Annotated in this window: 35 protein-coding genes; 7 read left to right on the top strand and 28 right to left on the bottom strand. The window is 63.5% G+C overall.

The genetic code is table 11. From position 1 onward, the window contains the following. Positions 1 to 143: 143 nt before the first annotated feature. The 12 genes from NR101_RS04130 to NR101_RS04185 all read right to left on the bottom strand — a co-directional run bounded on the left by NR101_RS04130 (position 144) and on the right by NR101_RS04185 (position 10,449). Positions 144 to 629: a hypothetical protein gene (locus NR101_RS04130; protein WP_256775419.1), complete on the bottom strand. Its 486-nt coding sequence runs from the start codon at positions 627 to 629 to the stop codon at positions 144 to 146. 5 nt (positions 630 to 634) lie between these two features. Then, positions 635 to 1,396, bottom strand: a complete 762-nt coding sequence (locus tag NR101_RS04135; RefSeq protein ID WP_256775420.1) for a hypothetical protein — start codon at positions 1,394 to 1,396, stop codon at positions 635 to 637. Positions 1,397 to 1,436: 40 nt separating this feature from the next. Then, positions 1,437 to 1,871 carry a hypothetical protein gene (locus NR101_RS04140; protein WP_256775421.1) on the bottom strand — a complete coding sequence of 145 codons (435 nt, stop codon included), beginning with the start codon at positions 1,869 to 1,871 and terminating at the stop codon, positions 1,437 to 1,439. Next, positions 1,864 to 2,190, bottom strand: a complete 327-nt coding sequence (locus NR101_RS04145; RefSeq protein WP_256775422.1) for a hypothetical protein — start codon at positions 2,188 to 2,190, stop codon at positions 1,864 to 1,866. Before NR101_RS04145 ends, NR101_RS04140 begins: the two co-directional genes overlap by 8 nt. Beyond that, the gene (locus tag NR101_RS04150; protein ID WP_256775423.1) at positions 2,187 to 2,948 is read right to left on the bottom strand and encodes a hypothetical protein; all 762 of its coding nucleotides are present in this window, start codon (positions 2,946 to 2,948) and stop codon (positions 2,187 to 2,189) included. Before NR101_RS04150 ends, NR101_RS04145 begins: the two co-directional genes overlap by 4 nt. 46 nt (positions 2,949 to 2,994) lie before the next feature. Further along, the gene (locus NR101_RS04155) at positions 2,995 to 4,029 is read right to left on the bottom strand and encodes a major capsid protein (protein ID WP_256775424.1); all 1,035 of its coding nucleotides are present in this window, start codon (positions 4,027 to 4,029) and stop codon (positions 2,995 to 2,997) included. Positions 4,030 to 4,119: 90 nt separating this feature from the next. Further along, positions 4,120 to 4,797, bottom strand: coding sequence for a head decoration protein (locus NR101_RS04160; protein WP_256775425.1), 678 nt, complete (start codon positions 4,795 to 4,797; stop codon positions 4,120 to 4,122). Next, positions 4,797 to 6,212, bottom strand: coding sequence for a S49 family peptidase (locus NR101_RS04165; RefSeq protein ID WP_256775426.1), 1,416 nt, complete (start codon positions 6,210 to 6,212; stop codon positions 4,797 to 4,799). Before NR101_RS04165 ends, NR101_RS04160 begins: the two co-directional genes overlap by 1 nt. After that, positions 6,187 to 7,677, bottom strand: coding sequence for a phage portal protein (locus NR101_RS04170; RefSeq protein WP_256775427.1), 1,491 nt, complete (start codon positions 7,675 to 7,677; stop codon positions 6,187 to 6,189). The genes NR101_RS04165 and NR101_RS04170 overlap by 26 nt, the downstream gene beginning before the upstream one ends. Beyond that, positions 7,670 to 7,885 (bottom strand): hypothetical protein, encoded by a 216-nt coding sequence (locus NR101_RS04175; RefSeq protein WP_256775428.1) that lies wholly within the window; start codon positions 7,883 to 7,885, stop codon positions 7,670 to 7,672. Before NR101_RS04175 ends, NR101_RS04170 begins: the two co-directional genes overlap by 8 nt. 1 nt (position 7,886) lies before the next feature. Then, complete coding sequence (locus tag NR101_RS04180) at positions 7,887 to 9,899, bottom strand: terminase gpA endonuclease subunit (protein WP_256775429.1); 2,013 nt, start codon at positions 9,897 to 9,899, stop codon at positions 7,887 to 7,889. 49 nt (positions 9,900 to 9,948) lie between these two features. Continuing rightward, positions 9,949 to 10,449 carry a DUF1441 family protein gene (locus NR101_RS04185; protein ID WP_256775430.1) on the bottom strand — a complete coding sequence of 167 codons (501 nt, stop codon included), beginning with the start codon at positions 10,447 to 10,449 and terminating at the stop codon, positions 9,949 to 9,951. Positions 10,450 to 10,746: 297 nt separating this feature from the next. On the opposite strand from NR101_RS04185, the gene NR101_RS04190 reads away from it, so the two are divergent. Then, the gene (locus NR101_RS04190) at positions 10,747 to 11,031 is read left to right on the top strand and encodes a DUF3892 domain-containing protein (protein ID WP_256775431.1); all 285 of its coding nucleotides are present in this window, start codon (positions 10,747 to 10,749) and stop codon (positions 11,029 to 11,031) included. Between the two features lie 82 nt (positions 11,032 to 11,113). On the opposite strand, the gene NR101_RS04195 is transcribed toward NR101_RS04190, so the two are convergent. The 4 genes from NR101_RS04195 to NR101_RS04210 all read right to left on the bottom strand — a co-directional run bounded on the left by NR101_RS04195 (position 11,114) and on the right by NR101_RS04210 (position 13,281). Further along, the gene (locus NR101_RS04195; protein WP_256775432.1) at positions 11,114 to 11,608 is read right to left on the bottom strand and encodes a hypothetical protein; all 495 of its coding nucleotides are present in this window, start codon (positions 11,606 to 11,608) and stop codon (positions 11,114 to 11,116) included. Beyond that, positions 11,608 to 11,925, bottom strand: a complete 318-nt coding sequence (locus NR101_RS04200; protein WP_256775433.1) for a hypothetical protein — start codon at positions 11,923 to 11,925, stop codon at positions 11,608 to 11,610. The genes NR101_RS04195 and NR101_RS04200 overlap by 1 nt, the downstream gene beginning before the upstream one ends. Continuing rightward, positions 11,922 to 12,434, bottom strand: a complete 513-nt coding sequence (locus NR101_RS04205) for a glycoside hydrolase family 104 protein (protein ID WP_256775434.1) — start codon at positions 12,432 to 12,434, stop codon at positions 11,922 to 11,924. Before NR101_RS04205 ends, NR101_RS04200 begins: the two co-directional genes overlap by 4 nt. Positions 12,435 to 12,531: 97 nt before the next feature. Continuing rightward, positions 12,532 to 13,281, bottom strand: a complete 750-nt coding sequence (locus NR101_RS04210; protein WP_256775435.1) for a DNA adenine methylase — start codon at positions 13,279 to 13,281, stop codon at positions 12,532 to 12,534. Between the two features lie 25 nt (positions 13,282 to 13,306). On the opposite strand from NR101_RS04210, the gene NR101_RS04215 reads away from it, so the two are divergent. Both NR101_RS04215 and NR101_RS04220 read left to right on the top strand, forming a co-directional pair. Continuing rightward, on the top strand, positions 13,307 to 13,723 hold the full coding sequence (locus NR101_RS04215) for a DUF4160 domain-containing protein (protein WP_256775436.1): 417 nt from the start codon (positions 13,307 to 13,309) through the stop codon (positions 13,721 to 13,723). After that, positions 13,720 to 14,193, top strand: a complete 474-nt coding sequence (locus NR101_RS04220; protein ID WP_256775437.1) for a DUF2442 domain-containing protein — start codon at positions 13,720 to 13,722, stop codon at positions 14,191 to 14,193. The genes NR101_RS04215 and NR101_RS04220 overlap by 4 nt, the downstream gene beginning before the upstream one ends. A 267-nt stretch (positions 14,194 to 14,460) precedes the next feature. Here NR101_RS04220 and NR101_RS04225 read toward each other — a convergent pair whose 3' ends face one another. The 12 genes from NR101_RS04225 to NR101_RS04280 form a co-directional block, all read right to left on the bottom strand. After that, positions 14,461 to 16,149 (bottom strand): hypothetical protein, encoded by a 1,689-nt coding sequence (locus NR101_RS04225; protein WP_256775438.1) that lies wholly within the window; start codon positions 16,147 to 16,149, stop codon positions 14,461 to 14,463. Positions 16,150 to 16,307: 158 nt separating this feature from the next. Then, positions 16,308 to 17,057, bottom strand: a complete 750-nt coding sequence (locus NR101_RS04230) for a hypothetical protein (protein ID WP_256775439.1) — start codon at positions 17,055 to 17,057, stop codon at positions 16,308 to 16,310. A gap of 222 nt (positions 17,058 to 17,279) precedes the next feature. After that, positions 17,280 to 17,552 (bottom strand): hypothetical protein, encoded by a 273-nt coding sequence (locus NR101_RS04235; RefSeq protein WP_256775440.1) that lies wholly within the window; start codon positions 17,550 to 17,552, stop codon positions 17,280 to 17,282. After that, positions 17,549 to 18,337 carry a phage antirepressor KilAC domain-containing protein gene (locus NR101_RS04240; protein WP_256775441.1) on the bottom strand — a complete coding sequence of 263 codons (789 nt, stop codon included), beginning with the start codon at positions 18,335 to 18,337 and terminating at the stop codon, positions 17,549 to 17,551. Before NR101_RS04240 ends, NR101_RS04235 begins: the two co-directional genes overlap by 4 nt. After that, the gene (locus NR101_RS04245) at positions 18,334 to 18,834 is read right to left on the bottom strand and encodes a hypothetical protein (RefSeq protein WP_256775442.1); all 501 of its coding nucleotides are present in this window, start codon (positions 18,832 to 18,834) and stop codon (positions 18,334 to 18,336) included. The genes NR101_RS04240 and NR101_RS04245 overlap by 4 nt, the downstream gene beginning before the upstream one ends. Further along, positions 18,831 to 19,355 (bottom strand): hypothetical protein, encoded by a 525-nt coding sequence (locus NR101_RS04250; protein WP_256775443.1) that lies wholly within the window; start codon positions 19,353 to 19,355, stop codon positions 18,831 to 18,833. Before NR101_RS04250 ends, NR101_RS04245 begins: the two co-directional genes overlap by 4 nt. Then, positions 19,352 to 19,957 carry a hypothetical protein gene (locus tag NR101_RS04255; protein ID WP_256775444.1) on the bottom strand — a complete coding sequence of 202 codons (606 nt, stop codon included), beginning with the start codon at positions 19,955 to 19,957 and terminating at the stop codon, positions 19,352 to 19,354. Before NR101_RS04255 ends, NR101_RS04250 begins: the two co-directional genes overlap by 4 nt. Further along, positions 19,944 to 20,810: a helix-turn-helix domain-containing protein gene (locus NR101_RS04260; protein ID WP_256775445.1), complete on the bottom strand. Its 867-nt coding sequence runs from the start codon at positions 20,808 to 20,810 to the stop codon at positions 19,944 to 19,946. Before NR101_RS04260 ends, NR101_RS04255 begins: the two co-directional genes overlap by 14 nt. Next, positions 20,807 to 21,121, bottom strand: coding sequence for a hypothetical protein (locus NR101_RS04265; protein WP_256775446.1), 315 nt, complete (start codon positions 21,119 to 21,121; stop codon positions 20,807 to 20,809). Before NR101_RS04265 ends, NR101_RS04260 begins: the two co-directional genes overlap by 4 nt. Then, complete coding sequence (locus NR101_RS04270) at positions 21,118 to 21,447, bottom strand: hypothetical protein (RefSeq protein WP_256775447.1); 330 nt, start codon at positions 21,445 to 21,447, stop codon at positions 21,118 to 21,120. Before NR101_RS04270 ends, NR101_RS04265 begins: the two co-directional genes overlap by 4 nt. Further along, positions 21,444 to 22,049, bottom strand: a complete 606-nt coding sequence (locus NR101_RS04275) for a hypothetical protein (RefSeq protein ID WP_256775448.1) — start codon at positions 22,047 to 22,049, stop codon at positions 21,444 to 21,446. The genes NR101_RS04270 and NR101_RS04275 overlap by 4 nt, the downstream gene beginning before the upstream one ends. Positions 22,050 to 22,203: 154 nt before the next feature. Then, entirely contained in the window at positions 22,204 to 22,461 is a 258-nt protein-coding gene (locus NR101_RS04280; protein ID WP_256775449.1) for a helix-turn-helix domain-containing protein, read from the bottom strand. 85 nt (positions 22,462 to 22,546) lie between these two features. Here NR101_RS04280 and NR101_RS04285 point away from each other — a divergent pair, with 85 nt between their 5' ends. The 4 genes from NR101_RS04285 (at position 22,547) to NR101_RS04300 (ending at position 24,654) form a co-directional block, all read left to right on the top strand. Beyond that, positions 22,547 to 23,218: a S24 family peptidase gene (locus NR101_RS04285; protein WP_256775450.1), complete on the top strand. Its 672-nt coding sequence runs from the start codon at positions 22,547 to 22,549 to the stop codon at positions 23,216 to 23,218. A 65-nt stretch (positions 23,219 to 23,283) separates the two neighbouring features. After that, positions 23,284 to 23,709, top strand: a complete 426-nt coding sequence (locus NR101_RS04290; RefSeq protein WP_256775451.1) for a hypothetical protein — start codon at positions 23,284 to 23,286, stop codon at positions 23,707 to 23,709. A 286-nt stretch (positions 23,710 to 23,995) separates the two neighbouring features. Then, positions 23,996 to 24,319 (top strand): hypothetical protein, encoded by a 324-nt coding sequence (locus NR101_RS04295; RefSeq protein WP_256775452.1) that lies wholly within the window; start codon positions 23,996 to 23,998, stop codon positions 24,317 to 24,319. Beyond that, positions 24,316 to 24,654 (top strand): winged helix-turn-helix domain-containing protein, encoded by a 339-nt coding sequence (locus tag NR101_RS04300; protein WP_256775453.1) that lies wholly within the window; start codon positions 24,316 to 24,318, stop codon positions 24,652 to 24,654. Before NR101_RS04295 ends, NR101_RS04300 begins: the two co-directional genes overlap by 4 nt. Position 24,655: the final 1 nt, after the last annotated feature.

Raw genomic sequence — 24,655 nt, forward strand, 5'->3', positions numbered from 1 at the left:
AGGTTCCTGTTTCAGGAAGGTGGCCCAGGCGCCAGCATCGGCGCCCATTGCCATCCGTACGGCGATTGCCAGGTCCACCTGCCGCTGCCGGTCATCCCGAGCAGCGGCGGCGGTGTAGGCCCGGAGCTGGGCCAGCGTGTACGTCAGGACGTCGCGTCGGCTGTGGCCTCGGGCGACGAGGTACTGGACGAGGTCGTCCCATCCTGCTGTTGCGCTTCGGCTTCCGGCGGCGACGTGGGTGCCGCGGTCGCCGGCCTGGCCGCCGCCAGCAGCGCGGGCAGGCGGCGGACGAAAAAATCCTTGTTCAGCGCCACCACGGCCTCAACCAGCGTGGCCACCTCGTCCAGTTCGCCGGCGGCCAGCCAGTCCGGCTCTTTGCCGGTGACCACTGCCAGGGCCTGCGCGAACGCCAAGGCGTCCTGCTCGAACAGGTCAAGGATCATCGCGCCCACCTCGACCGGCGCTGCCTGGCCCATCAGGCCGGAGGCGAGCACCACCCGCCCGATGATCGGGCGAGAGGCGGTGATGAAGGGCGCGAGCTGCTCCAGGCGCAACGGCCCCACCACGAGCACCTCGCCGCGGAACGGGACGCTGCGCCGCGGGGGAGCGATCGTCTGCAGTTCATCCATGACGGTCAGTTCTCCTGCTGCCAGAAGAAGTAGGCCGACTTGTCGTCGGTGGTGGCCTTGTCGGCGTCCTTCACCAGCGCACCGGTGACAGAGCCCGCGCCGAACTGGTCGCCCAGCAGCCCCAACTGCTCGATCATGCCGCCGCTGACCTTGTGGGCGACCAGGCGCACTTGCTTGCCACCGCGCGCTTCGTTGGTCCCGATGAACTGCATTTCATAGAAGCGTTGCGGGCGGACGCCGGCTTCAACCTGACCCAGCTCACCGTGCTTGTACGCGACGACGACGTTGGGGGCGGCAGAGCCGTTGCCCGGATCGGCGATCGTGGAATCAGCCGGGATGAACAGCATGCCCCGACGCAACACGTAGTCCTTGTCCTTTTCATAGGTAGTGGCGGGGGCGGACGCCAGCTTCACGCTGGTGATTTCGGTGGCCGGGAACTTCAACGGAACGAAACGCCCCTTACTGGTGCGGACCGCCTCGTCAGGCACAGCGCCGGCGGCTACCGTCGTCGCCACGCCGCGCGTGGTGCGGGCGAAGTTGTCTTTGTTGAAGTCGTGGAAGGTGTAGGCAACGTCGTAGCCGGTCACCCGGTCCACGCGGTTGGCGATACCGCCGCCCGGATTCTGGTTGTCGGCCAGTTCGATCGTGTTGGTCTTGGGCGACACGCTGAATGCGGAGCAGTTGCCGACCTCGTCGAACGGCGCGCCGGTGTTCCATTCGCGGATCAGGATGATGCCGCTGCCCAAGTAGCTGAAATCTTCTGCCATGTTGGCGTTCCTCGTCGGTGATGCCGCGTGGGCGGCGGGATTACTTTTTCGGGATGTGGGACTGGTAGGTGACCGCAACGCCCATCCAGCCGGCGCCCGGGTCAGGGCTCAGCGGTTCCATGGCGACGTACACGGGGTACTGGAGGCCACTCGGAAAGGTCTGCTGCTGCTCGTCCATCGCCGCTTCGATGTCGGTGACCAGATCGTCGAGCCGCTGTTGGTAGTTCTCCAGGCTCGCCGGCACCTTGCCGATCACCGCAACGGTCGTCAGCCGGTGGGTGCGCACCAGCGCCGCGTCGGTGGCGCGCTGCTGCTTGTCGATCACTGCCGTCAGCACTGCCGTGGCAGCTGCGTCGACCTGCTGCGGCTCGGTGGTCCAGCTGGTGCCGGCGTCAGTGAGATATCCGTTGGTCGTGCTGATGCGGCCCAAGCAATCGCCAAAGGCAGCCAGGAGCCTCGCGCGCGGGCTAGACATGCAGCACCACCCACTGTTGTGACGACGCGTCGCCGCGCAGCCGCTTCTCCAGCTTCAGGCGCGCGCCGGTGCCGGTGATGCGCACGATGCCGCCGATACGGGGCTCTACCTCGCGCAGCTGCAGCGTCACGCGATCATAGGGGGCCGACACCGGAGCATCGTCGTCGCCGTAGTCCTGCACGCCCTCATCGAGCAGCGCGGTGCAAGGCACCGGCTGGCCCGCCGGGTTTTGGTAGGTGGCGGCGTCGGCAATGCCGGCGCCGGCGAACGCGGCGAACATCAGCGCGTCCATGTTTTGCAGTGTCGACTTCTGGCTCATGGCAGGGGTCTGGCCGTTTGCATGGCCTTTTCCAGCTCGCGCTGCAGGAAGAACGGCATCAGCTTCTGCCAGGTGTCGCTGGCCATACCGAAGATGTCGTAGCGCGGCTTGTACTGGGGCGCATCGGTGAAAATGAAGATCGACCGGACACCGGAGCCGAAGCCCGTGTTCAGTCGCTCGTAGATGCCCGGGCGCAGCTTTCCGCGGCGCTTGGTGATGACGAAATACTCGCCACCGCGGCGCTTCTTGGAGCGTCGGCGCTTGGTGCTGGCTTCGGATTGATTCTGGTAGTGGTCCCGCTGGGCCCCCAGCTGGGACAGGATGCGGTTGACCTGGCCGGCGGGCACGTTCCCGTAGACGTCTGGCGTCGCCCCTCTCCCCATGACTGCATATTGCTTCGCCGATATCAGGCCTCGCGACTGCAACAGCCGCTCGAAACCCTTTTTGCGGCGCTGGCCACCTTCGACTTCAGGCAGCAGGTACTTCGCCGGCGGCGTGCCCTTGAAGGCCTCGTCGCGGATGTAGACCTCCGCAAAGGGGTCCTTCTTGGTCGCCTTGCGGTACATCGCCGCGTTCACCGTCAGCGGCGCCGGCCGGTCGAATACCTTGGGCGCGGTGCGTTTCCACCGCTCCCGGACCTCGAACGCCACAGCGTTGGCGGCCTGCATCGCCGCGTAGGGCAGCTGGCTTTTCTCGAGGTCCGTCAACTGGCGGTCGAGCGCCTTGTCGGCGTCGACCTCGATCTTGAGCTGGCTCATGGCTTCCCCGGGAGCCCGGCCTGCAGATGCAGACCGGGCCGGTTAATCACCCGCCGGCGTTGCCGCCGCCGGTGGCCTTCAGCCGGATGACGGCGCGCGGTCGCGTGTTGATGTTCAGCGGGTTGGACTGGCTTTCCAGGTCGAGGCCCTTGTTCATCCGCAGCGGCTCGGTCTTGCTGTAGTACGGCAGGCCGACACCCTTCACCGTCTCCATGTAATCCGCCGGCGCAAAGCGGGTGATGAACATGTCCGGCACGTCCAGCGGGAAGGCCAGTGCCTCACCAGCCGGGATGAAGGGACGGTCTTCTTCCTCGGTGGCCACCTGGCCGCCGACCACCTCTTCGAAGGTGACGCCACCGAAGGTGAAGCCACGGCGGGGGTCGTCGCGCAGCGCTTCGCCATCCTGCCAACGTGCGTAGGCGGCGACCACGTTGTCGTGGTCGATCAGCGCCTCGAAGAACTCGGGGCTGCAGAAGACGTGGATGCCGTTGTGGGGCACCTGGCCGAGTTCCTTCTCGATCGCCCGCTTGATGGTCAGAACCTTGCCGCGGACCTTGGTGCTCGCCGTGGTCAGGGACATACCCAGCACGATCTGCTGAACGTTGAACTCCTTGTACAGGTCCCACATGACCGAGCCATCGGCGTCCAGGACCTTGCCGCTGAGCGCGCCCATGCGGTGATACTCGATGGTGTAATCCAGGTCACGGCGGTGGGTGAGCTGGTGCGCGTTGATCACGCTGGCCACGTTCTGCCCTTCCGGGTCCGTTTCCGGAGAGAACACGTTGAGCAGGGTGTCGGCCATGATGGTCGAGCGCTGGGGGAGGTGGGCGGTCTGGAAGAGCTTGACCTTGCCGCGCTCCAGCGACTTGGGCTGAGCCGGCGCGCCCCGCGGCACGTTGGGCACCAGAACCAGTTTGGTGCCGTTGATGCCGATCTTGACGATATCGGTACCGACCAGGCCCTGTTCCTTGAACAGGCCGAGTTCGGCGATACGGGTCGGAACGCGCGGCAGGTTGTTGATGTGGGCGTTGAGCGAATCGAAGCTCAGCACGCCCAGGGCCAGAAGGGTCTGCAGATCCATGTGTGTCTTCCTCATGCGGAAATAGAAAGCCCCGCACTTGGCGGGGCTGGAGGTGTAACGAAGGCCGGAGGCGGTTAGGCGGTCAGGCGGTCAGGCGGTGATGACGATCTCGCCGCTGGTCGCGGCGACCAGGCCGGCGGAAGTAGCGGTCAGGGTGTACGTTCCGGCCGCGATGAACTCGACGGCATCCCAGGTGACCACGCCGTTGACTGCGGCCTTGGCGCCGCCGCCGCTCAGGGCGCCTGCGCCCGTCGCCTTGGCCAGGCTCACGCTTGCCGAGCTGCCGGTCACCAATGCACCGAAGACATCGGTGATGTGGGCAACAACTTCACCGGCGGGCTCACCTGCCGCGGCATTCAGCGGCACATCGACGAACACCAGGTGGTGGGCGCTGTTCGAGCTGATCGGACGCGAGGTCCAGCGCACAATGATGCCCGACTCGGCCAGGCTGGCAGCAGCCAGCAGGCGCTGATCACTGCCGGTGCCCGGGGCCCAACCCAGCAGCTCGCCGTGCACCTCGGCGTCGCGAGCGACCGCCGCGCCCTTGACGGCCAGCCTGTCCGGATCGCTCCCGGTGTCGACCTGGCCATACAGCACCTTGACGGCATCAGCGCCGCTACCAGCCTTCGTGTTGTCGGCTTTCAGCAGGGTGCCCGCGGCGAGAATGCCCTGGCCGGCGGGAATGTGGATCAGCTCCCGGCTGCGTTCGCCGGCAGCCTCGGAAAGCAGGAATTGGGCGTTGCGGACGCCATCGCGGTTGATTTCCATCAGTTGCCTCGCATTTTGTAGATGGTGGTGGGATTGAGCGACGCCTTCACAGCGGCGGCGCGTTTCTCGGCGTCCGGCGCCGGGAGAGTGGTCACGATCTGCGTGGTGCGCCCTTCTTCCGCTTTCAGGGCTATCAGCTGGGCACGCACCGCAGCCAGATCGGTGTTCGATTTGATGTAGTTGCCCGCCAGGCTTTCGCCGCCGGTCATCGCCGCGGCGCATGCGTCGCGCACCGCAGTGGCATATTCCAAGGCCGCAGCCACGTCCTCACCTTGCTGCGGGCCGCGCTGGATCAGTGCCAGGCCGATCCCCGCAGGCAGCGCGCTGGCGGCAACAGCAGTTGCTAGCGTTTCGGCGGTCGCCGCCGGCGGGGCATCCGCGTGGGAAGCATCCGGCGTCGGCGACGGCTCATGCGCGAGCTGCTCCAGAAGGGTCTGCCCATTGCCGGCGACCACCTTGAACCCGTCGGCGGTCACCATGACCTGGGCCGTGGCTTCCGGCTCTGCTGCAGCATCGTCGGCTGCTTTGGCGTGCTCTACGGGCGCCGGCACATCGCGATGGCCAAGCTCGGCCACCAGCTCGTCCCAGGTGCCGAGGCGGCTTGCAAAGCCTGCATCGACCGCCAACTGCCCGCGGTAGGTGGCGGCTTCGGTCGCTCGCACAGCTTCTTCGCCCAGGCCGAGGTTGCGCGCTACCGTCTTGACAAACAGGTCGTGGAGCAGCTCCACGTCTGCCTGGGCCTCCGCCTTCGCTTCATCCGTCAGCGCAAAATTCGGGTTGAAGTCGACCTTCCTGGCACCCGCGTAGATGGGGGTGACCTTGACCCCGATTTGCTCGTTCCCCTTGCTCCAATCGTGGTGGTACGCGACCACGCCGACGGACCCGGCGCCGCCGGTACGGCTCACCCAGATCACATCGCAGGCGCTGGCGATGGCATATGCCGCCGAGTACGCGTAATCGTCGATGAGCGCATGCAGGGGTTTGCGGCCACGTGCCTGGTAGATGCGATCCACCAGGTCAAAGCAGCCAGACGCCATGCCGCCCGGCGACTCGATGCGCAGCACGATGGCGCCGACACTGTCGTCCTCGAGCAGCTCGTCCAGCTTCTCGCGCACCGCTGCGTAGCTCACCGGACCACCACCACTGGGACCGGGCATCGGCCGGTTGACCAGGCCACCCGTGATGTTCAGCACTGCGATGTTCTCAGCGGCGATCACGTCGGTGCGCAGCTCGGTGTCTGCGCTGGTCACGGCCCCTTCCAGGTAGGCGCCAATCAACGCCTCACCCATCGCCGGATGTACCAGCAGGGGCTGGTTGAGCGCGGCGGTGGCGAGCGAGGCCACGACGGGGTGCTTGCTGCGGCCGAACAGCCGACTCAACAGCCCAGGCTTATTGGTCATCATCATTTCCTTCATCGGTGGCGTCGTTTCGGGCGCCGGGAGACTTGTTGCTGGACTGGCCAGTACCGCTGGAGTTGGTGCGCCGTGGATCGCTGTCGAACGTCAGGCCCAAGCTGTCGGCACGATCGTTGTCGGCAGCGATCTCAGCATCAACTTGCTCGGGGTCTTCGCCAGCGCCCAGGACCACCTTCGTACGGGACTTGAAGCCGGCACGAACGGCCTTGGATTCGGCGCCGACGTCCTGCACGGGGTGGCTCCAGGGCCAGCCCTCGGGCACCCACAGGGTCTCGGTGACGTCATCACGCAGCTCGGCGTAGCCGGGTACGTTCAGCGCGCCCACCAGCACTGCCTGATCAAACCAGGCATCGCGAATGCGCTGGCAGAACATCGGGATCATGAACAACCACTGGTCCTGCTCGATGACCCGCCGGAACTCGTTGAGGATCAGGCGCAGCGCGCGGTCGGAGACCCCTCTCAGGTCCCCGGTCAGCACCTCATACGGCACGTCCTGACCAGCCGCGATCGCCATCAGGTGGCCGCGCAGGAATTCTGCGTAGTCCGCCCCAGCGCTCGGCGGCTCGGCGAACTTCACGTCGTAGCCTGGCGGCAATTCCTGCATGGTCGCCGGTTCCAGGCCGCCCAACGGCGTGCCGTCGGCATCCTCGCCGCTCTGCAGGTCGCCGACCATATGCGTGTCACCGTCCCCGTCGGGGGACTCGGGGACCGTGTAGAAGCCGGCGAACAGGTTGGCGATGGCCTGCCGCTCGAGTACCGCATCGTCCAACCTGTCCAGGTTGAACATCCGTAGCAGGGTGGCGGCCGAACTGGGCACGCCTCGCATGGCGCCGGCGCGGCTTGGCCGGTAGAGGTGAATCACCTGCTCGGCTGGCACGCGGACAAGTTCGTTTCCATCCACCGCTACCTGTGCATCACCCGGGTGTTCTCGGAACATCCAGTAGGCAACTCGGCGACCGATGCGGTCAAACTCGATTCCGTGGCGGATGGCGTTGCCGTTGCTCGCCACGCTGTTGAAGTACTGCGGGCATTGTTCCGACTCGATCAACTGGACCTGCATGGGAACGGGCAGGCCATCCTCTGCCCGACGGTAGCGGATGCGTGCGAAGACCTCGCCCGCCTCCTTCCATTCCCTCCAGGCCAACGCCTGCAAACCGCCCCAGTCCAGCACGCCGTCGGCATCGCTGTACTTGCTCCAGCGCTTCCACAGGCTCGCCGCTCGTGCCTTGAATTCCGGAGTGCCCCAGATCGCCTTTGCCTGAATTCCCGTGGCAATGCCGTTGGACACGCTCTTGTTGAGGGCACTGACCATCCATGGGTCGTTGCGGGCCAGGTGCCGTGCACGCGCCAGCAGGGTTGGGAGGCCGAGAAGCGCCGCATTCGGGCCCAAGGACATGGGGCGGAACATGCGCAGGCGACGGCCGTTGCCGGCTGCACGGTAAGTTCCCTCGGCAGCGTCAGACATTGCCGGTCCCCGATTGGAAGAGACGGATGGTGCGTCGACGGGGCTTTGCTCCGGTGACGGCCGACACCTCGCCACGCATCTGCCGGAGCACGCGCCTCATGGCATCGAGGCTCTGGTAGGTGACCGTGCGGTCGGCGTATCGCACAGTCAGCACACCGGATGCGATCGCCGCCTCCAGGGTTGCCACCTGCTCTTTCGTGAATGCCATATCAGCGTCCCAGGTACTTACTGCGGATGACGCGACGCGGGCGCGCGCGCGGCGCAAAGGCCGCGCCGGCATCGCCGACGACCACATCAGGGTTGTTGTCCCAATCCGCCGCCCATAGCGGCGGCGCGTCCCACCGGATGGCCGGGACCTTGAGCCAAAGGGCAAGACCTTCGGCGTAGCCGGTGAGGTCGAATGCTTCGTTGCGGCGTCCAGCCAGGTTCTTCCAGCCGTTTGGCGTCCGCGTCTCGGCGGTCAGTTCCGCGAAGAATGCTTCGGGCAGCCAATCGGGGAAGTGGTAGTAGCCCGGACCGGGTTCTGCCCGCTTGATGTTGGCGTCAACGGTGTCCTTCAGCCGATCGACGTTGAGCAACAACTGTGGAACGTCACCGGCAGACCCGGATTTGCGGTCCTTGCGTTTGCGGCTATCGGGGTAGGTTTCGCGGAACAGTGCACCGCTGCGGTTGGCGTCGCCCTTCACCAACCGGACCCGTGCATGCAGCTGCCGCGCCTTCAACGAACGCCAGAATTCCAGCGCGCGAATCGACGTCCCTGATTTGCCGCCCCAGTCGATGCCGACCGCACGCACCGGCATGGTGCGGCCCGTTTCATCGTTCAGCGGGTATCGGCGGCCGATCACCTTCTCTACCAGCCGCTCCCAGTCCTCCAGGTACTTGGGCGGGTCCAGTGGCAAGAAGCCACCCGATCCGTCCTCACGCTTGGACGTACGCAGCGTGAAGGAGTCAACCACCCAGCGCTCAAGGTCTCCGTTCTCGCCTACGCCGTAGCCCAAGACGAGCACCACGAACCGGTTTGCCTGCACGTCGACCGTCGCGATCAGGAAGCGAACACCGGCCGGTACGGTGTTGGCGGGCCAACCCTCCGCGCGATCGCTCATCTCGTTGGGATCGCTGGAAGAGCGCGCCGCCATCGGGACGTAGTTGATTGCACCATCGACGTTGTGCGTGGTCTTGAGCGGGCGCTCCTCGCCTGTCGTCGCGAACGTGCGCAACGCCTGCAGGTAGCGCTCTATCAGCGATTCCCACGACTGGTAGGCAGCCGCCACACCTCCAAGCCAGTAGCTCGCGATGCGTGTCTCCAGCGCCTCTCCTACCACTGTGCCGTCTGGGTAGACGATCTGGCCTTCGGCTGCCCACACGCCGGCCTGGTTCATATCGTCTTTCCAGCGATGTTCCAGACCAACACCGCACCGCGGGCAGTGCAGCAGCGAGTACCGGCGCGCCATCTGCTGGATGTCGTCGACCTGAACCCGCTCGAGCAGCTCTTCCATCGGCGGAAGCGCGAAGCCCTCGTACCCCGGCGCGGCGATGAATCGCTCACCGCATTCCGGGCACGGCCAGTACCATCGGCGCCGGTCGCCGCGTGCGTACAAGGCGGCGATGCCGGCCGCCGGCGGGCCCTGGTGAGCGTGCGCCGGCTTCCAGGCCCCGTCGGTGTAATCCGTGGCCGGGCTGGACTCAGCGACCACCATGCCGGCCGACATAAACGTCTGCGTTCGTTTCAGCGCCAGGCCGAAGCACTCGTCAATGCCCAGGTCACCGGTGTAGTTGTCCACGTCCGTCATCAGGACGTCGTGGATGTCCTTGCCCGACAGCACCGATATCGAGGGCCACCCCATCCGCAGCGACATGCCCGACCGAAAGAACTTCAGCAGAATGTTGTCGTCGTGGGCGCGAGGACTGAGCCGCTTCCGCAGTTCAGGACTGGCGGCAATGCCGCGGGCGATGCGCGTCTTGCTGTAGTCCTCGGCCGCGTCCTTGGACATCTGCACGACCATGGTATCGGCCGGGTTGCAGGTGATCAGGTACGCCAGCCGTGCGTCGATCAGCGATATCGTCTTGCCGGATCGAGCCGGGCCCACGAACACCACCGCCTCGTACTGACGGCTGCCGGTCATGTTCAACGGCTCGACCATGTACGGCGACACGGTCGGGTCCCATGCACCTGCCGCGCCGCTGGCGTTGGCGACGTGCAGCGCCTTGGCGCCTTCGCTCACGTTGATGCGCCTGGGCGGCCGGATCATCTCCGCTACGCCCAACCGAACCTCACGCGCTGTCGCGTACGTCATCAGTGATTGCCTCGAACATCGACTGACGGACGCGATCGCATTCGTCCTGCACCTTCACCACCTGCTCAGGCCTGAGGCCGGCTTTGCGCTCCAGCACGTCCGGCAGCGTGTCGAAGAACTGCACGACCTTCTTCACCAGCGCGGCGTAATCCGCCTCGACCTCCGCCGCTGGCACCAGCTGGCCGGTCGTCGTCTCGACCTTCAGGCGCTCGTTCTCCGATTGGTAGAAGGCGCGGCGCTCCATCGGCGGCAGATCGCGCGGGTCGACCACGCCGTCAGCACCGACAGCCCCGGCCTGCACCTGCACCAGCGCCGGCGCCGCGTCAGCCAGACGGTACACATCGTTGCCATTCCGCTTCGCTGCGGGCGGCACTCCGGCTTCGCGCAGCCGCTTGGCAGCGGTGCGCCGATCCATGCCGAACTCGTCCGCGAGGCGGGCGACTGACCAGCCTTGGGTGAAGTCTCGAATGTCGGCCATGTCCTACCCGATGCGCAGCTCGTCTGTCGCTAAAAGCCCTCTTTTCCCCTGAAAAGCGGCGGAAATCATCGGCCTGTGGTGGAGCACCCTAGAGGCCGAAAAACGCTCAATTACCGGGGTCCGAATTCCCCCCGGTCGACCGGGGAGCACCCAGGGGCCCCACCCGCTCAGCCTTCTGTGGATATCCTGTGGATATCAATGCTAGATGCTGCGGCACCGCACAACGAAGGCGTGGAGATGTGGAGTTAAAGTGAATTCGACTGGGGAACGGTCCCCGGCGCACCAGGGAGAGGTTGCATGAGTCGTCACCAAGTCAGTTGTATCAATAAGGATGATAGGCAGGACAAGTACAACCGGATAACCCACATCGGTGGTCTCAATCCAGACGGCACCCGCTGGAAATGGCCACTTGATAGGGCGATCAAGGAGATAGAGTCGGGTGAGTATTCGTTTTTCACACGAGTTAATGGCCACGAAAGGGATATCGTTGTAGTCAAGATGTCTAACGGCAGAAAGTACTTGCGCACTACGGCCGATCAAGACACGCCTGATAACCTTCTTAGCCTCGCCGAGTGCCCTTGATTCGGCATTGGGTGCCGGCGACACCGGCACCCTTCTAAGGGAGAGCTCTGCGCCCGCTCGTCAGTGATGTTCAACTTGGAGATCAGGGGTGCGGCGCGCCGTTGATCGCAGTTTCGACCGCCCGGTATCGGTCTACGGCTTCATCTCTTTCGGACTGGGCGAGTTCGCAGGACCGTACAATTCCCGCCGCACCGACCCGGCGTAGTCGGTCTTGTTCTGCAGCCTCTGCGGAAGCGGCGGCACCGTCGGCCAGGCGGTTGGTTTCGCAACTGGCCCAGTGGCTACGCAACCGGCCAAGCTCGCTATCGCGGCCAGCGACAGCAGCAGCGACCCTCTCTTGATACTCCCCATTGAGCCTTTCCTCTCGCTTGTCGGCGCTATCTTCCGCCTGCTGCACATCTCTAACTTGCTCATGATCGACAGATCGCGCTAACTGCTCTCCGACCAAGGCTTTCCGCCAGTCGGCGACCTCCGCTGTGCCGGCAATAATGGCTGCTTGATCGCCCCGCCAAGCCCAACCGGCCCAGAAGGAAAGCGCTAATGCAGCCACTGCAAATAAAGCGTAAAGGCGAACCATTAGGTCACCTCCGGCGGGATAACTGCACCGACTTGGCGCATTGCCGATTCCAACGACATGACTCGCAACCGCAGCCTGTGGGCCTCTTCTTGTGCAGTCATGCGCAACTTGATTTCTTCGGCGAGCTGCAGCGTAGTAGCCGCCTGTGATTCTTCCAACGACTTCACCCGCTGCACCAGCCCGTTCAGCAGATCAACGTTTGCATCTGTCTCGGTCCGCTCCTTGCGCCTGGACAGCAATGCTCCCCAGGTTTCCCTCGCTATCCAGAACGCCGCTACGCTCCCGGCCATCCACCACGGCATAGATTCCTCATTCATGACGAAACCCTGCCGCCGGCCTTGCAGTATGCCGCCAGCAGGCTGTCGAGCTTGTGCTCAAACTGGCCATACCCGGCGCCGGGCAGGCTGGCCCAGATATTGCGGACGGCGGCAATCGCCTCGGGAATTCGTCCAGCTTGGATCAGGGGCAGCGCGCGGCGCTCCCGGATCAACTGGATTGCCCAACGGTCCTGCGAAATAGGACCGAAATCTGGGAGCTGCAGCTGCGCCCGGTAGTGCGCATAGTCCTTCAGCATGAACTGGTAGCGCCCGGACGCATTCGACGTCAGGCCCTTGCCGTTGATCACCTTGGACTTGCGGCCGCGCGAGAACGGGTGCACGGAGTAGTCGGTGAAAATTTCCGGATTTCGGTCCGAACCGGTCACGATCACATCGTAGCCATCGTCCTTCGTCGCCGGGCTGGTGCTGGTCCCCTCGGACCAGGCCAGCATGTCCAGGAATGCGACGACGTTTGTGCCGCCTGCGTGTTGGGAGGTGATGCGTGCCATGGTGATCCCGGGATAGGTGCCCGCCTCGCGGCCGGCTGGGCGCGATGGTTGATCCGGTCTGGAGGCGGGCAAAAGGTATGCCGGGCACGTAGCCCGGTCAGGTGGTGTAGATCAGTTCGGTGCGTGCCGAACCGGCGCCGCCGCCGACCGTGTAGCGGATGGGCACGCTGATGCACTGAAAGCGATCGAACAGCGCGCGCATCGCCGGGTGGTCGTTGATGGTAAGGATCGCCCTGCCCTTCAGGCCCGCCATCACCTCGGCCAGCTGCTGGTACTGGTCTATGGGGAAGTCGTCTCCGTAACCCATGGTGTCCCAGTACGGCGGGTCCAAAAGGAACACGGTCTCGGCCCGGTCGTATTTTTCGATGCACCGCTGCCATGGCAGCTGCTCGACCACCACACCCTGCAACCGCAGGTGGGCGTCACTCAGGTCTTGCTCCAGCCGAAGCAGATTGATCCGCTTTGTGGATGTCGGCCCTACCCCAAGCGTCTGCCCCTGCACCCTACCGCCGAAGCTCAGCTTCTGCAGGTAGTAGAACCGCGCGGCGCGCTGGATGTCGGTCAGTATCTCCACGTTCTGCAGCTGTGCCCACCGGAACATCTCCCGGCTGGTCAGCGACCATCGGAAGTGCCGCACGAACTCGTCAAGGTGGTTGGCCACTACGCGGTACAGCCGTACCAGCTCGCCGTGGGTGTCGTTGAGCACCTCCACCTTGGCCGGCTCGCGCTGGAACAGGATGGCCGCGCTGCCCGCGAAGGCCTCGACATAGCAGGTATGGGGTTGGGCGTGGATCAGCGGCAATAAGTGCGCCGCAAGCCTGGTCTTTCCACCAGGCCATGGAAACATGGTTCTCGTCTTCAATTCTCAGCCTATGAAACTGCGTTCGGCCACACTTGCCGCGCTCTCCGGAGAGCAGCAGGGCCTGGCCAATGGCACGCGGTTCATACGCGCGTCTGCGGTGGCGGCCCGATGCCTGCCAGCATCGGGTCGCCCCCTGTCTTTCTTTCTATCAAGTGCAATGGTTGCACTGGTGCAATGGTTGCACTATACTGTGCCCATGCCGACGATCAGCCGCCTCCAGAACTGCACCATCACGATGTACGCCGCTGATCACCAGCCGCCGCACTTCCACGTAAGGATGCGCGATGGCCGTGAAGCCTTGATCGTCATCGAGACCCTCTCAGTGCTGTCCGGTTCGATCAAGCCCCGCGAGCTGGCCGAAGCCCTCGCATGGGCCGGGGCGAACATTCCAACCCTCACCGCCAAGTGGCAGGAGTTGAACCCATGAACCAGCCGCAATTTTTGATCCGAAACGTCGCGGCCCTGGCACCGGGTCGCCTCGGCCTGCAGTTCGGTGACGGCCTTGATGCCGTTGTCGACCTCAGCGAGGTGATCGCCAAGCATCCCTCGCTTGCGAGGCTTGCCGACCCGGGCGTCTTCCGCGCCGTCGCTCCAGATGAATGGAATCGCGGCGTCATCTTCGCCGATGACGACGATCTGACCTTGGCCAGCGACAACCTGCGGGCTATGGCAATCGAGCAGACCGGCGAGTACTCGCATCAACAGGTCGTTGCATGGATGCACCACCACGGCCTGTCGCTGGACACCGCCGCCGACGCGCTTGGAATCAGCCGCCGCATGCTGGCGTACTACCGCAGCGGCGAGAGGCCCATTCCGAAGACGGTTGGGTTGGCGATGCTGGGCTGGGAGGCTCAGGAGAGCGGGCATCACCTGGACGCATACGACAAGGTCGCGTAATCAGGGGCGTGCTCGGGGGGCGCAGGAAAAATCGAAGGCCGCAGGCCGGTGGACCTCCCGAGTGCCGCCGACCCACGGCCTTCATGCTGTGCGGAACCCGCAGGACCGCCCACGATAGGGATTAGGGCACGATCCTGGTTCCCGCGGCAACTGCGGTTCCGCATGCGGAAAAATCATCCGCATGCGGAACATGTGCGGAAAGGAGTCGGGTGGTGGCTACAGAGCCCTTGTCGGCGTCTATGAATGGCTGATCTTCTCCAAGACGCACTAGTCATTCTTGCTGTACTTGAAGAGCAGCCCAACTGGTGAGCGCTTGATCTCCTGATTCTCCTTCACCAACTTCTTGAATGTTGCTGGCAACTCAAACAACTTGGGTGCCTTGAGCAGCTGATCAGCCGCAAACGCCGCAAGTCCCCATGCTGCGGTGCCAGTCGCGGCCGCCGTCGCAGCCAACGACCCGACTACGATCCAGGAGCCAATATCGCTGCCAGCGAATTTCCAATTCTTGGCTGTCAAAGCACTCACATTCTTTTGGTGCTCAGCGAAAGCGGAATGAATGTTGTCGAAAACGTGATCGCTTGTTCTATGGAAGTTAGAGGGATTCACAGCTGCAAGTTCCTCAACCCCACGGCTTAGTATTGAGCGAACCTCACCTAGTGCACCCGCCTTGCGCACCTCAATTAGTGCGCGCGGAGGCACCTTACCCAGCCAACGCATCTCATTGGCCGCAAGCGTCTGCAAACCACGTACTGTGTGTAGGTCACGCAGCCCTGAAGAATCCTCATAGTGCCCGGCGTCGTACTCGAGCTTCCAAACTAAATATTGCCAAGAGGTAGGCGCATCCATAATTGGGGTGCCGCGCAATCGACGAGCCTTAACCAACAACTCATTGCTGGTACTCATACGACCAAGCGCTTGAGACGCTAAAATTACTCCAGGCTTGGCTGCATCAAGGAAGGTTGTGAATGGCTCAGTCGTCGACGCACGCTCCAACTGTTGCGAAAGTGTTCCTTCCCACTCAGTGTCAAAGAGCACACGCCCAGGTTCTTTTACGGCGGCAACCGCGCGCTCGATGGTGTCCAATTCCTGACAGAACTCAAAAAGCTCATCAAAGCTCGAGAATCTTCTTCCAAAAACTCGTGCGCCGTGGACGATCGCGTCCTCCTGACCCAACTGATAGAAGAACTGCTTCTCCTGCTCCTCCAATTCCGTAATATCAGGCAAAACCACAACAATAGGAGGATTCACGTCAGCACATGCAAGCTCCCGATACTGGAGCAAATTAAGCGCATGCTTAACTAAGTAATATGTCTTTCTCTCCTCCCCCAACCGCGCAAACATATGCCTCGTACGCAAGAATGGATCAGGCAGCACAAGAGTATCGGTATAGAGAGAGCATTTGGAAGCAATGTTTTCCTCTGAGGAAGGAAAAAGATCGCCTCCATAAACACCTTTCAGCACCTCATGCATGTCTTCAACATGGGCAATTGCAACCGAACCTACAGAACTCCAAAATTCATCAATCGCCGCCAAAAACGGTTCAATACTAGGAAGCAATTCGGCGACTGCGGATGGGTTTCTAGAAATAGCACTCCCAGCCTCGTACGGCGTCAGACCACGATCTACCATTATTTTGAAGAAGTGGCCAAAGTTCCTATCTAAAAAATCGAAATATTGATTCTGAATTTCTGAGAGCGACGCGGAGCTCTTCGCCTCTTCCCGATCATGCATGGCCTCGACTGCGATAGCCATTGATCGCACCATCGAATCGACTGTCGATAGATCAGCAGTCCCGTCAGCATTGAAGCGAACACGCTTTATGCTCTCGATGACATCGAGCCCTTCAGCGATCTGGACCTTGCCACCATCCAACTGCTTCTTCAGAATTTGCAGTCGACGCTGTAGCCTCTCATTGTATGCTCGGTCTTGATCCTCTTTCTCGCCCTCGTCGACCATAGCTGTAATACCCCAGAGTGAATTGAGTCGCGTCCATAACTCGCACTAGACTGAATGCGCGCCCAGTATTTTCAGCTTTACTGCATTCAGCTTGATCTTAATGGGGCGACCTTTCACTGACAACTGGGATGAACGCAGAGTCCTAAGAGTGTGGTTGGCTACCTGGAGAAGAGCTTATTGCGGAATTCTCTACGCCCCTTCTCCAATGCTTCTAACAGCGTGCTGTAAGCCAGTCGATGCACACGCAGGTAGTCGACTTTACGCATGCGCGCCGCCTTCGCGGCCGAGCTCGCAGCTACCCTCCGTTCCGGCCACACGAGGTCTCGCACTGCGTCGTGGATCACAAGGCGCACGCGCCAGCGGTCAGCGGGCTCGTCGTGCCTGAGCGTCATCATCGGATCTTGGCGCAGCGCGCGAGCGACCCGCCGGTAGACCGGCCACGACAGGCGCGCCAGCGCTGCACCGTCCGCACGGGTGGCCACGGCCACAACGGTGTCCTTCGCTACCCTGTCCCGCATCAGCCCAACAGCAGCGGCGATGTCGGCGCTGCTCAACGTGGGGAGCGTGCTGCGCCCCTCGGTGGGGACCCGGTATCCACCCGACACCAGCATGCGCGCCAGTAGTTCCAGCGCATCGCGGCCATCCACACTATCGCGAGCGGCCGCAACCCCGGGCGCTGCCGGCCGCACGGTCGATGGCAGTGCCGGAACCAATGGGGGCAACCGTACCCATGCGGACAGCGCGCGCTGTGGGGCGTCGTCACCATCGAACCAGCCGGTGTTTGCCGGGCATGCCGTACAGCCGATCCAGATGCGCGTGCGGGCGCGGTTGGCCTGCAGCTTGGCGATGCCGCCGCAGTTGGCACAGCCAGGGACAGTCGAGGGTTCAGGGGCGGGGGGCGCGGTCACGCTGCCACCGTCTCGGGTACCAGCAGCGAAGAGCCGTCGCGCCAAACCTTCCAAGTCGAGCCGTCGACCACGCAAAGGATTGGGCCGGCCTCGTCGGCCAGGTATAGGTGATGGGATGCCTCGTCCAGGCTGGCGAAGGTTGGAATCATCGGGAGTTCTCCAAGTTGCTGTCGTTGTTTGTTACCGGTGCCGGGGCCGTAGCTGCTGTGCAGTGCTTCGCCGTCATTCGCCCCTTGCCTTGTAGCGCGTAGCCAGCTTCTCGAACTTGCCGATTTCCTGAATCTCGCGCGCGCGCACCGACGGATCGCTGGTGTCGTGGTAGCGCTGACGCGCTTCTTCCGCCATGGCGAGGGCCCATTCCTGCTTGGTCCGCTTCTTCGTCGCGCCGCGCGCACCGCCGGTAGCAGGCGGCCCGCGACGAGCCGTGCCACAGCGTCGCGCCACTTCGTCCAGCAGGTCGTCGGTTGAGACGCCGGAAAGATCGATCGGACTCAACGCACCACCTCCACCGAGCGCGCGCTGCTGCTGGCCATGGCCTGGAGGTGATCACGGTTTCCCCATGCGAGATGGTGCCGGCTCAACAGGTCCGCCAGCCGTGCCAGGCCTTTTGCGGTCACCAGCACCTGGTCGCTGATTCGCTCGGTGCCATCCTCGAGCCGGATCACCGTGGCCTTGTGCTTGAGCACGCCAGACTGGATGCGCGGCTGGTATGCCAGCCAGGCGCGCCCACCTGCCCGGCGATAGACCCACGCGTGCTGTTGCATCCAGTCGAACAGGCGTCGGGGTGGCACCTGCAGCAGCTTGGCGGCCTCGGTGACGTTGAAGGTCCCTTCCGCGTCCGCCAGCCGCTCCAGCGCATGCACCTTGGGCTGCTGAATCAGCACTTCCGCCTCGAGCGCCTCAACACGTCCCGCATAGTCCAGCAGCAGGCCGCGCAGCGTCGCGGGGTCAGCGAGGGCAGCCATCGAGGTCACCGGCGGCGCCATCACCAGTTGGTCGTATGCTCGGATGACCTTCAGGTGAAAGGCCGGGCTGATCCACATCGCGTACGCGTACACCAGCTCGCGGGCAACGAAGGTCCCGCCGCCGCGCCCCTCCAAGGTAACTACCGGAATCCCGGTAGATCGAAGTTCCGCCACCAGTTCACCGGCCGACTGCGTCGCCAGCCAGTAGCTGGGACCGTGCTTCTTCAGACCGCCTGCCGCCTGGTGCAGATCGTTGAGGGAAAATCGCCCGTCGGCGTCGCGGCGTACCGCGGTGTTTGCGACATTCAGATTCATGCGAAGTGCTCCACTTTCCAGCCGCTGCCGTCCTTCTGGACTGCCAAGAATCGGAACGGGTACATCGCCGCAGCGACCTTTACCTTGACCCGAGCGTCTTCCTCCCAGTAGCCCTTTACCTCGTGGGCCTCCAGCTCGCCGGCGGCGGTCATTACGAAGAAGTCGATGGTCAGGTGCGTGTTGCTCGCCAATTTCAGCTTCACCGACTCGAACCGATACCACTGAATCTCACCAGCGTGCAGGCGGCGATCCAGCTCTTGGCCGTAGGCCGCCTCGGTTTTGTTCATTTCGCCCGCTACGTGGCGTGGCCGGCCACGCGCGACCTTGCCGCCAGCAGCGCCTGCATCACCCGCGGCGCCGCCCACAGGCCGGTAGGCGCGCGCTGCCGTAGTCGAATCCGCGCCGGCGGCACTTCCCCCCTTGCCCAGAAGCTTGCGCATGCCCTCGGGCATGTCGGCGGTGCTGGAGTAGCGCAGCGCACGCGCTCCCTTCTTCATGGGCGCGGCTCCACTACCTGCAGCACCCGCTTCATGCGGTCCCGGAGGGCGTCCCACTCTTGCCGCGCCTTCTCCATCGCCGCAGCGTGCTCGCGCTCTCGCTCACTGATCCACGTCTCCAGCTCGATCTGCATGAAAGCCAGGCGCTGGTCCAGGGATAGGGTCTTGAACGGCGATGGCGCGGCCTGATCGGTCGTGCCGCTGTTGGCGAGGTGCGCAGCCGGCGACCGGGGCACCATCACGACGAGCTCGCCGCGCGCTGCCCACACCGGTACACCACGGCCGTCCCGAGGGCTGTGCTTATTGTTCCGCCGTTCAACGTGGCCCAGACCATCCAGTTCGCGCAGCAGCCCGGCAACGGCCGCTGTGGATGCGATCAAGGCCTCGCGCGGATGGCCGGCATCGAGCGCCACCATGCCCATCTGCTCCAGCAGCTCCGGCGCCGTGCATTCGCCGGCAACAGCGAGGCAGTAGCGTGCCAAGGCGCGGTGGTACTGGCGAAGCGCGTCGGGAGTGATCATGCGTCGCTCCCTGCGGCGGCCATCTTGCCGGTCGCCGGCCTGCTGTCGGTATCGGGGGCGGCAGGACGGTGGCGACCGAACATTGCGTCGATTGCGCTGGCGGCTTCGGCGACGGTCTCCGGCTTTGCCAGCTTTTCCTTCGGCGGCAGCGGGTCGGTCTTCTCGGCCGCCAGCCTCAACGCAGGAGGCGGCACGGTCAGCTGGCCAGCCATCACGCCCTGACGCACGAACTCGTAGGTTTCGCGCAGCAAGTGATCGCCCTGCTCGGCGCTGCTCGTCTCCAGGCGGTGGGTGTCGATGTACTGCCAGACCAGCACGGTGAATCCGCTACGCTCGCCATTCAACCTCAGCTCGAGCTTTACCTGTGCCAGTGACGGGATGCCCAGGCAGCGCGCGCGGAACGTCGGCAGCGACGGCGGCCAGCCATCAGCACCGGCAACGCATGCCTCGATGCCGGCAACGATCTGCTCCTGGTTCAACCCGGCGAGGCCGCGAGCCCAGGTGGTGCCGGCGCCCTTCGATGGATCAACGCCGAAGTCACGGGTGAACCGCGCGCCATACACGTCTGCGAGCGCCACCCACAGCCCTTCAATCAGCTCCATCGAACAGGGGCCCGGCTGCGCCGGCGCTGCGTGCATCGCGGCGCCTTGCGATCGAAGCTCGGACCTTTTCGCCGGGAGAGAGGTTGTGATCGGCTGCATGGGTTCCTCCGTGGGTACGAGATTGGTTGGGTGCATCACGCTCGAGCCACGCGGCTTCGAAGCCTTGCCAGTTGCGGTTGCAGCATTTCTTGAGGCAGTCGTCGACGGAGAAGCCCATCGCCTTGGCTTGGTGGAGTTCAGCGCCGAAACTCTCGAGCACCGTCGGTGTAACCGGTGCGCGGCGCTGGCGTCGCAGCTGCAGCCAATCGGCCAGCACCTGGGAGGACGGCGGGTTAGGCCAGGACGAGAAATCGAGATCGGGCGGCTGCGCGCTGGGCGCGCTCGCGCGTTTCCTTTGCTTCTTTGGTTCTATTACTGGTTGTATTCCTGGTTCCTGTGCACCTGATTCACTACCCCCGTGAACGTCGTTCACTACCTTCGGAACGTCGTTCACTACCCCCCGTGCATTTGGTTCACCACCCTGGTGAACCTGATTCACCACCAAATACGGGTCATCCGCAGGTGCCTTCGGCTCGGCTTGGATGCCAACGTGGAAGTTCAGCAGGTACTGATTCGGCAGTCGCACGTTCCCGTTCGCCCGCGATAGAACGGTGATGTATCCAGCTTCAGCCAGGCGGCTGATTTGGTCGATCACCGACCGACGTGTCAGCCCACAGTCTTCTGCCAGTTTGTCGTGGCTTGGCCTGCACTGCCCTGTGTCCTTGTTGTGCCGCTCGGCCAGCATGAGCAGGACGAGCTTCTGGGTGCTGGATACGCGCTGGCGCGCCGCCCATGCGAAAGCATCAAAACTCATGCGCGCTGCTCGCTCGACAACGCCGCCAGGTCGAGCCCATATGTCTCGGCGAGCGCACTCCGCCAGCGAAAGGCCGTAGCTCGGCTCACTCGGAAACGGCTGATGATCTGTTCAACGGACGGGAACTGATCCAGCTCCACCGCCCACCGGGTGAATATCATCACGATCCGGGTCTGCGTATACCCGACCAGCGCATGCTGTGGGCGGTGCGCGCGCGGCGGTGCCGCGGCGACGCCGACCACATCGCTCTCACTGAAGGATGCGGGGCACGCATCAGTGAGGCGCGTCCCCAAGGAAGACATCAGGCTCACGGCTCAACGCCTCCCGCCACGTCCCCTGCCCTCGCACGGCCAACGGCCGGCAAATCGAACTGGAGCGGTCGATCGCCCGGCCTGGGCGCAGCTTCCTGATGCTCGGCCACCAGCATTCGATACCAGCGGTAGCCAGTCGCCTTGGACACCGGAAAGCGCTTGCGCAGCGCCTCGACAGTGATCGGGCCGGCATGCGACCTCGCCCAGATCACCACATCGGCATAGGGCAGCACCTGCAGCACGTTGCGAGCCTCGCTCAGTGCGATTCCGTCTCGCTCCAGCGCGCGCATGACCTGAAGCGTCTGCTCGATCGCGTGCGCGCTCATCGTGCGCTCCCGGAGACGACCCGCATCGGCTGCATTTGCTGCAGGTGGCCATCGACGTAGCAGGCCATGGTCTGCACCTCGGCCAGAAGATCGGCCAGTTCCCGCCTCGCCTTGCGCAACTCCGGGATGTCCTGCGGGCACACCTTCCCATCCTCGAGGACGTTGGACAGCGCCTGGAGGGTATGCCCGAATTCGACGGACATCCGGGCCACGCCGAGCACACCGGCCTGCGCTTCCATCTGCGGCGCACGTGCGCCTAGGAACCCATACCGCTGGGCCAGCTCACGGGCGCAGTCGTCGCTCCACGGCTGCGGCAGCGCCTGAATCCATGCTTCTTCCAGGTCGACAGGCAGTTTCACCGTGCCGGTGCGGAACCGCGCGATCAGCTGCGCGTTCGCCTTCTGGGCCTTCTCGATGGAGTCGACGCAGGTGCCCGCGTGAAACGCGATAACGCGCTCATTCGGGGCAACGGTGGCCATGTACTGATCTGCCACCGCCTGGGCGAAGCTGGCATCGGTGTGGTGGCTGTTTCGGATGCTCTCGGTGGTGTATCGGAACACCACCGACGACCGCGGTTCTTGGAACTGAGGTTCCGGCTTCATTTACGCACCTCGGGAGGCGATGCAAGCTGTCGGCCATGGATAGGAAGACAGGTGACTGGGATGTCAGAGGAACTCAAGGCAGTGGCGCTGCCCGGGCGGCGCCGCGCGCTGGCCTCGTGGCCGGCGCGGGAAGGCCGCGCGAGCAGCGGTTTCATCAGCAGGTCTCGACCGGGACAATCCGGTCCGAATCAGGGTCGGGCTCTACCGGGTCCCCAAAAATGTCCGGCCGCAACTCGTTCCGCGACACGACGCCGGAGCTGCTTTCGTCCAGACGCCGGGCCAGCGCCCCGTCGAAGCGCTGCTTCTTGCTCAATGCCTTGCGCAGGTAGCCGATGGTGGTGCCGGCCCGGACTGCGTAAGCAGCCTGTTCATCCGGGGTCAAAGTGCCCAAGTAGGTTCGAAGAGTGTCCATGGGCAGGAACAATACCCGCAGGTAACGTTCATTTCAATACCTGTAGGCAATTTACTTGCAGGTAACGGAATCGTCGAATATGGGTATGGATAAGTACGAAGCGCGGCGCGCTGCCCTAAAAGAACTAGTGGATGGCCTTGGTCGCGGTGGCATAGCCGCCGTGGCAGGCCGCATTGGCAAAGATGCGAGCTACGTTTCTCGAATGTTGTACGGGCCCGAGAAGGCGGGCCGAAAGCGAATTGGCGAAGACGTCCTTGCGCAACTAGGTGATGCGTTTCCCGATCACTTTAGTGAGCTCCTTGTTGCTTCGTCCTTCTCATCGAATGCGACGCCTCCCGGTTATGTTCGCTTTCAACTATTGGAAGGTGCTGCTGGTATGGGGATTGGGGTGGTCAACCAGGACTATCCGGAGGTCATGCAGGTGATGGAGGTCGCCGAATGGGAAGTCAGGCGCAAGCTTGGCTTCTTGCCTCGAGAAGGTCGTATCCAGATCATCACTGGGCGAGGCCCTTCAATGCGACCAAAGATCGAAGATGGCGACATCGTCTGGATCGACACAGCATGTGACTACTTCGACGGAGATGACTACTACCTGATCAGCTACAACGGTGAAACACAGATCAAGATGCTGCAGAAGCGCATCGACGGGATGTATGTCGTCAGCGCAAACCCCGAATTCAAGGAGTGGCGCTGCGATGTTGAGGATCTCAAGATTCGAGGAAAGGCGCTTGTGCATGCCGGCTTTAGACGCTTCTAGCATCTAAGGCCAGGCTCTTGTCGACACGTGTTCATGCCAGGAATGGCCAACTGCGAGTGACGTTTATGAAGCGATCCATCATCTTTTTTGCAGTGTTGTCCGTAGGAATTGGGGCTGAAGCTCGAGCACCAAAAGACGATGCGTTCTATCGTGCGGCTCAGTCGTCAAGCTTCCATTGCGAGCTGACGTCCGGGACGCTCAGCGTTGCCAATGAGTACAACTCTCCCAAAGCTAGCGGCTACGGACAGGAGCTATCCAGTTGCCTTTCGGATGGTCGCGAGAAGTTGCTTGCGGCCCTCAAAGACATCCCTTCAGATCAAAGTCACGCCGCGCTGCGCGACGCTGCAAAGAAGGTCTACACGTCTTGGGGACCTTACAGCGAATTTCTGCTGCGGGGTGTGGGCTCCAGAGATGTGGAGCGGTCTCCCATGGTCCAGACCTTCAAGCAGGATCTTGCTTCCTATCGAACGGAAGTGGAGCTTACGGATTGATAGAGCCTGTAGCGGCTGTAAATTAATTACCCATGGGTATTGACGTTAAGGATACCCATAGGTAACACTCTCTCCGTGCCCGACGGTTCGGGCTCCGGAGAGAGCTATGCAGGTCAGGCCCAAATTTAATAAGTTCGCTTGGCGGGGACTATTGCTATGCACCTTGTGCATGGTGTTAGCCATTGCCGCGCGCCTCACTACAACCGCAATCGCCGTGAGTACGCGGGACGCTGCTCCCCCCGGCAACCTAGTCGTCACCAGCCCGCGAATCTGCGCCGCTCTCTCGGTGTACGAACTCGCCCAGGAAAACGACTGGGGCCTGCGCGCCATCGTTGCCCAGGCCACCCTCAACGGCTTCACCTTGGAAGGGCGCGTACCGGACTGCGCCGCCGGCGTCGGCGTCGCCCTCACGACAGACTTCGAACCCGCCCGGTGGCAGCTCGCCCTGGACGCGGTGGATGCAGTGTCCAGCGGCTCCTACGCCGTTTCCCCCGACGCCTGCGCCCGGGCCAATACCGTCGTCCCCCTGTCGGCGGAAGCCACCTCCCCAGTGGCGGCCCGGGCGCAGTGCGTCATCTATGGTCTGGCCTTCGTCGAGGTGCGCCCGTGACCGAGGCCACCGTTTCCACCGACCCCGGGCTGACGGTGAAGCCGGATGGGCGCGCGCTGATCGTCGACGGAAAGCTGATCCCCCTCACAGCCGGCGAACTGGTGCTGGTGGGCATGCTGGTGAACACGGCTGGCGCCGTGGTGACCCGCGAAGCCCTGCACACCGCCCTCTATGCCGGACGCAGCAGCGAACCCGCATCCAACGTGGTCGAGGTCCTGATTTCCCGCGCCCGCGACAAGCTGGCTGCGGCAGGCGTGGTGAGCACGATCAAGACTGTCCGGGGCATCGGTTACCGCTTCGTGCAGCACGTCGGAGGTGACGCGTGCACCAGGTAAG

This window comes from Stenotrophomonas sp. Ste86, from assembly GCF_024519465.1.
In the GTDB taxonomy this organism is placed as follows: domain Bacteria; phylum Pseudomonadota; class Gammaproteobacteria; order Xanthomonadales; family Xanthomonadaceae; genus Stenotrophomonas.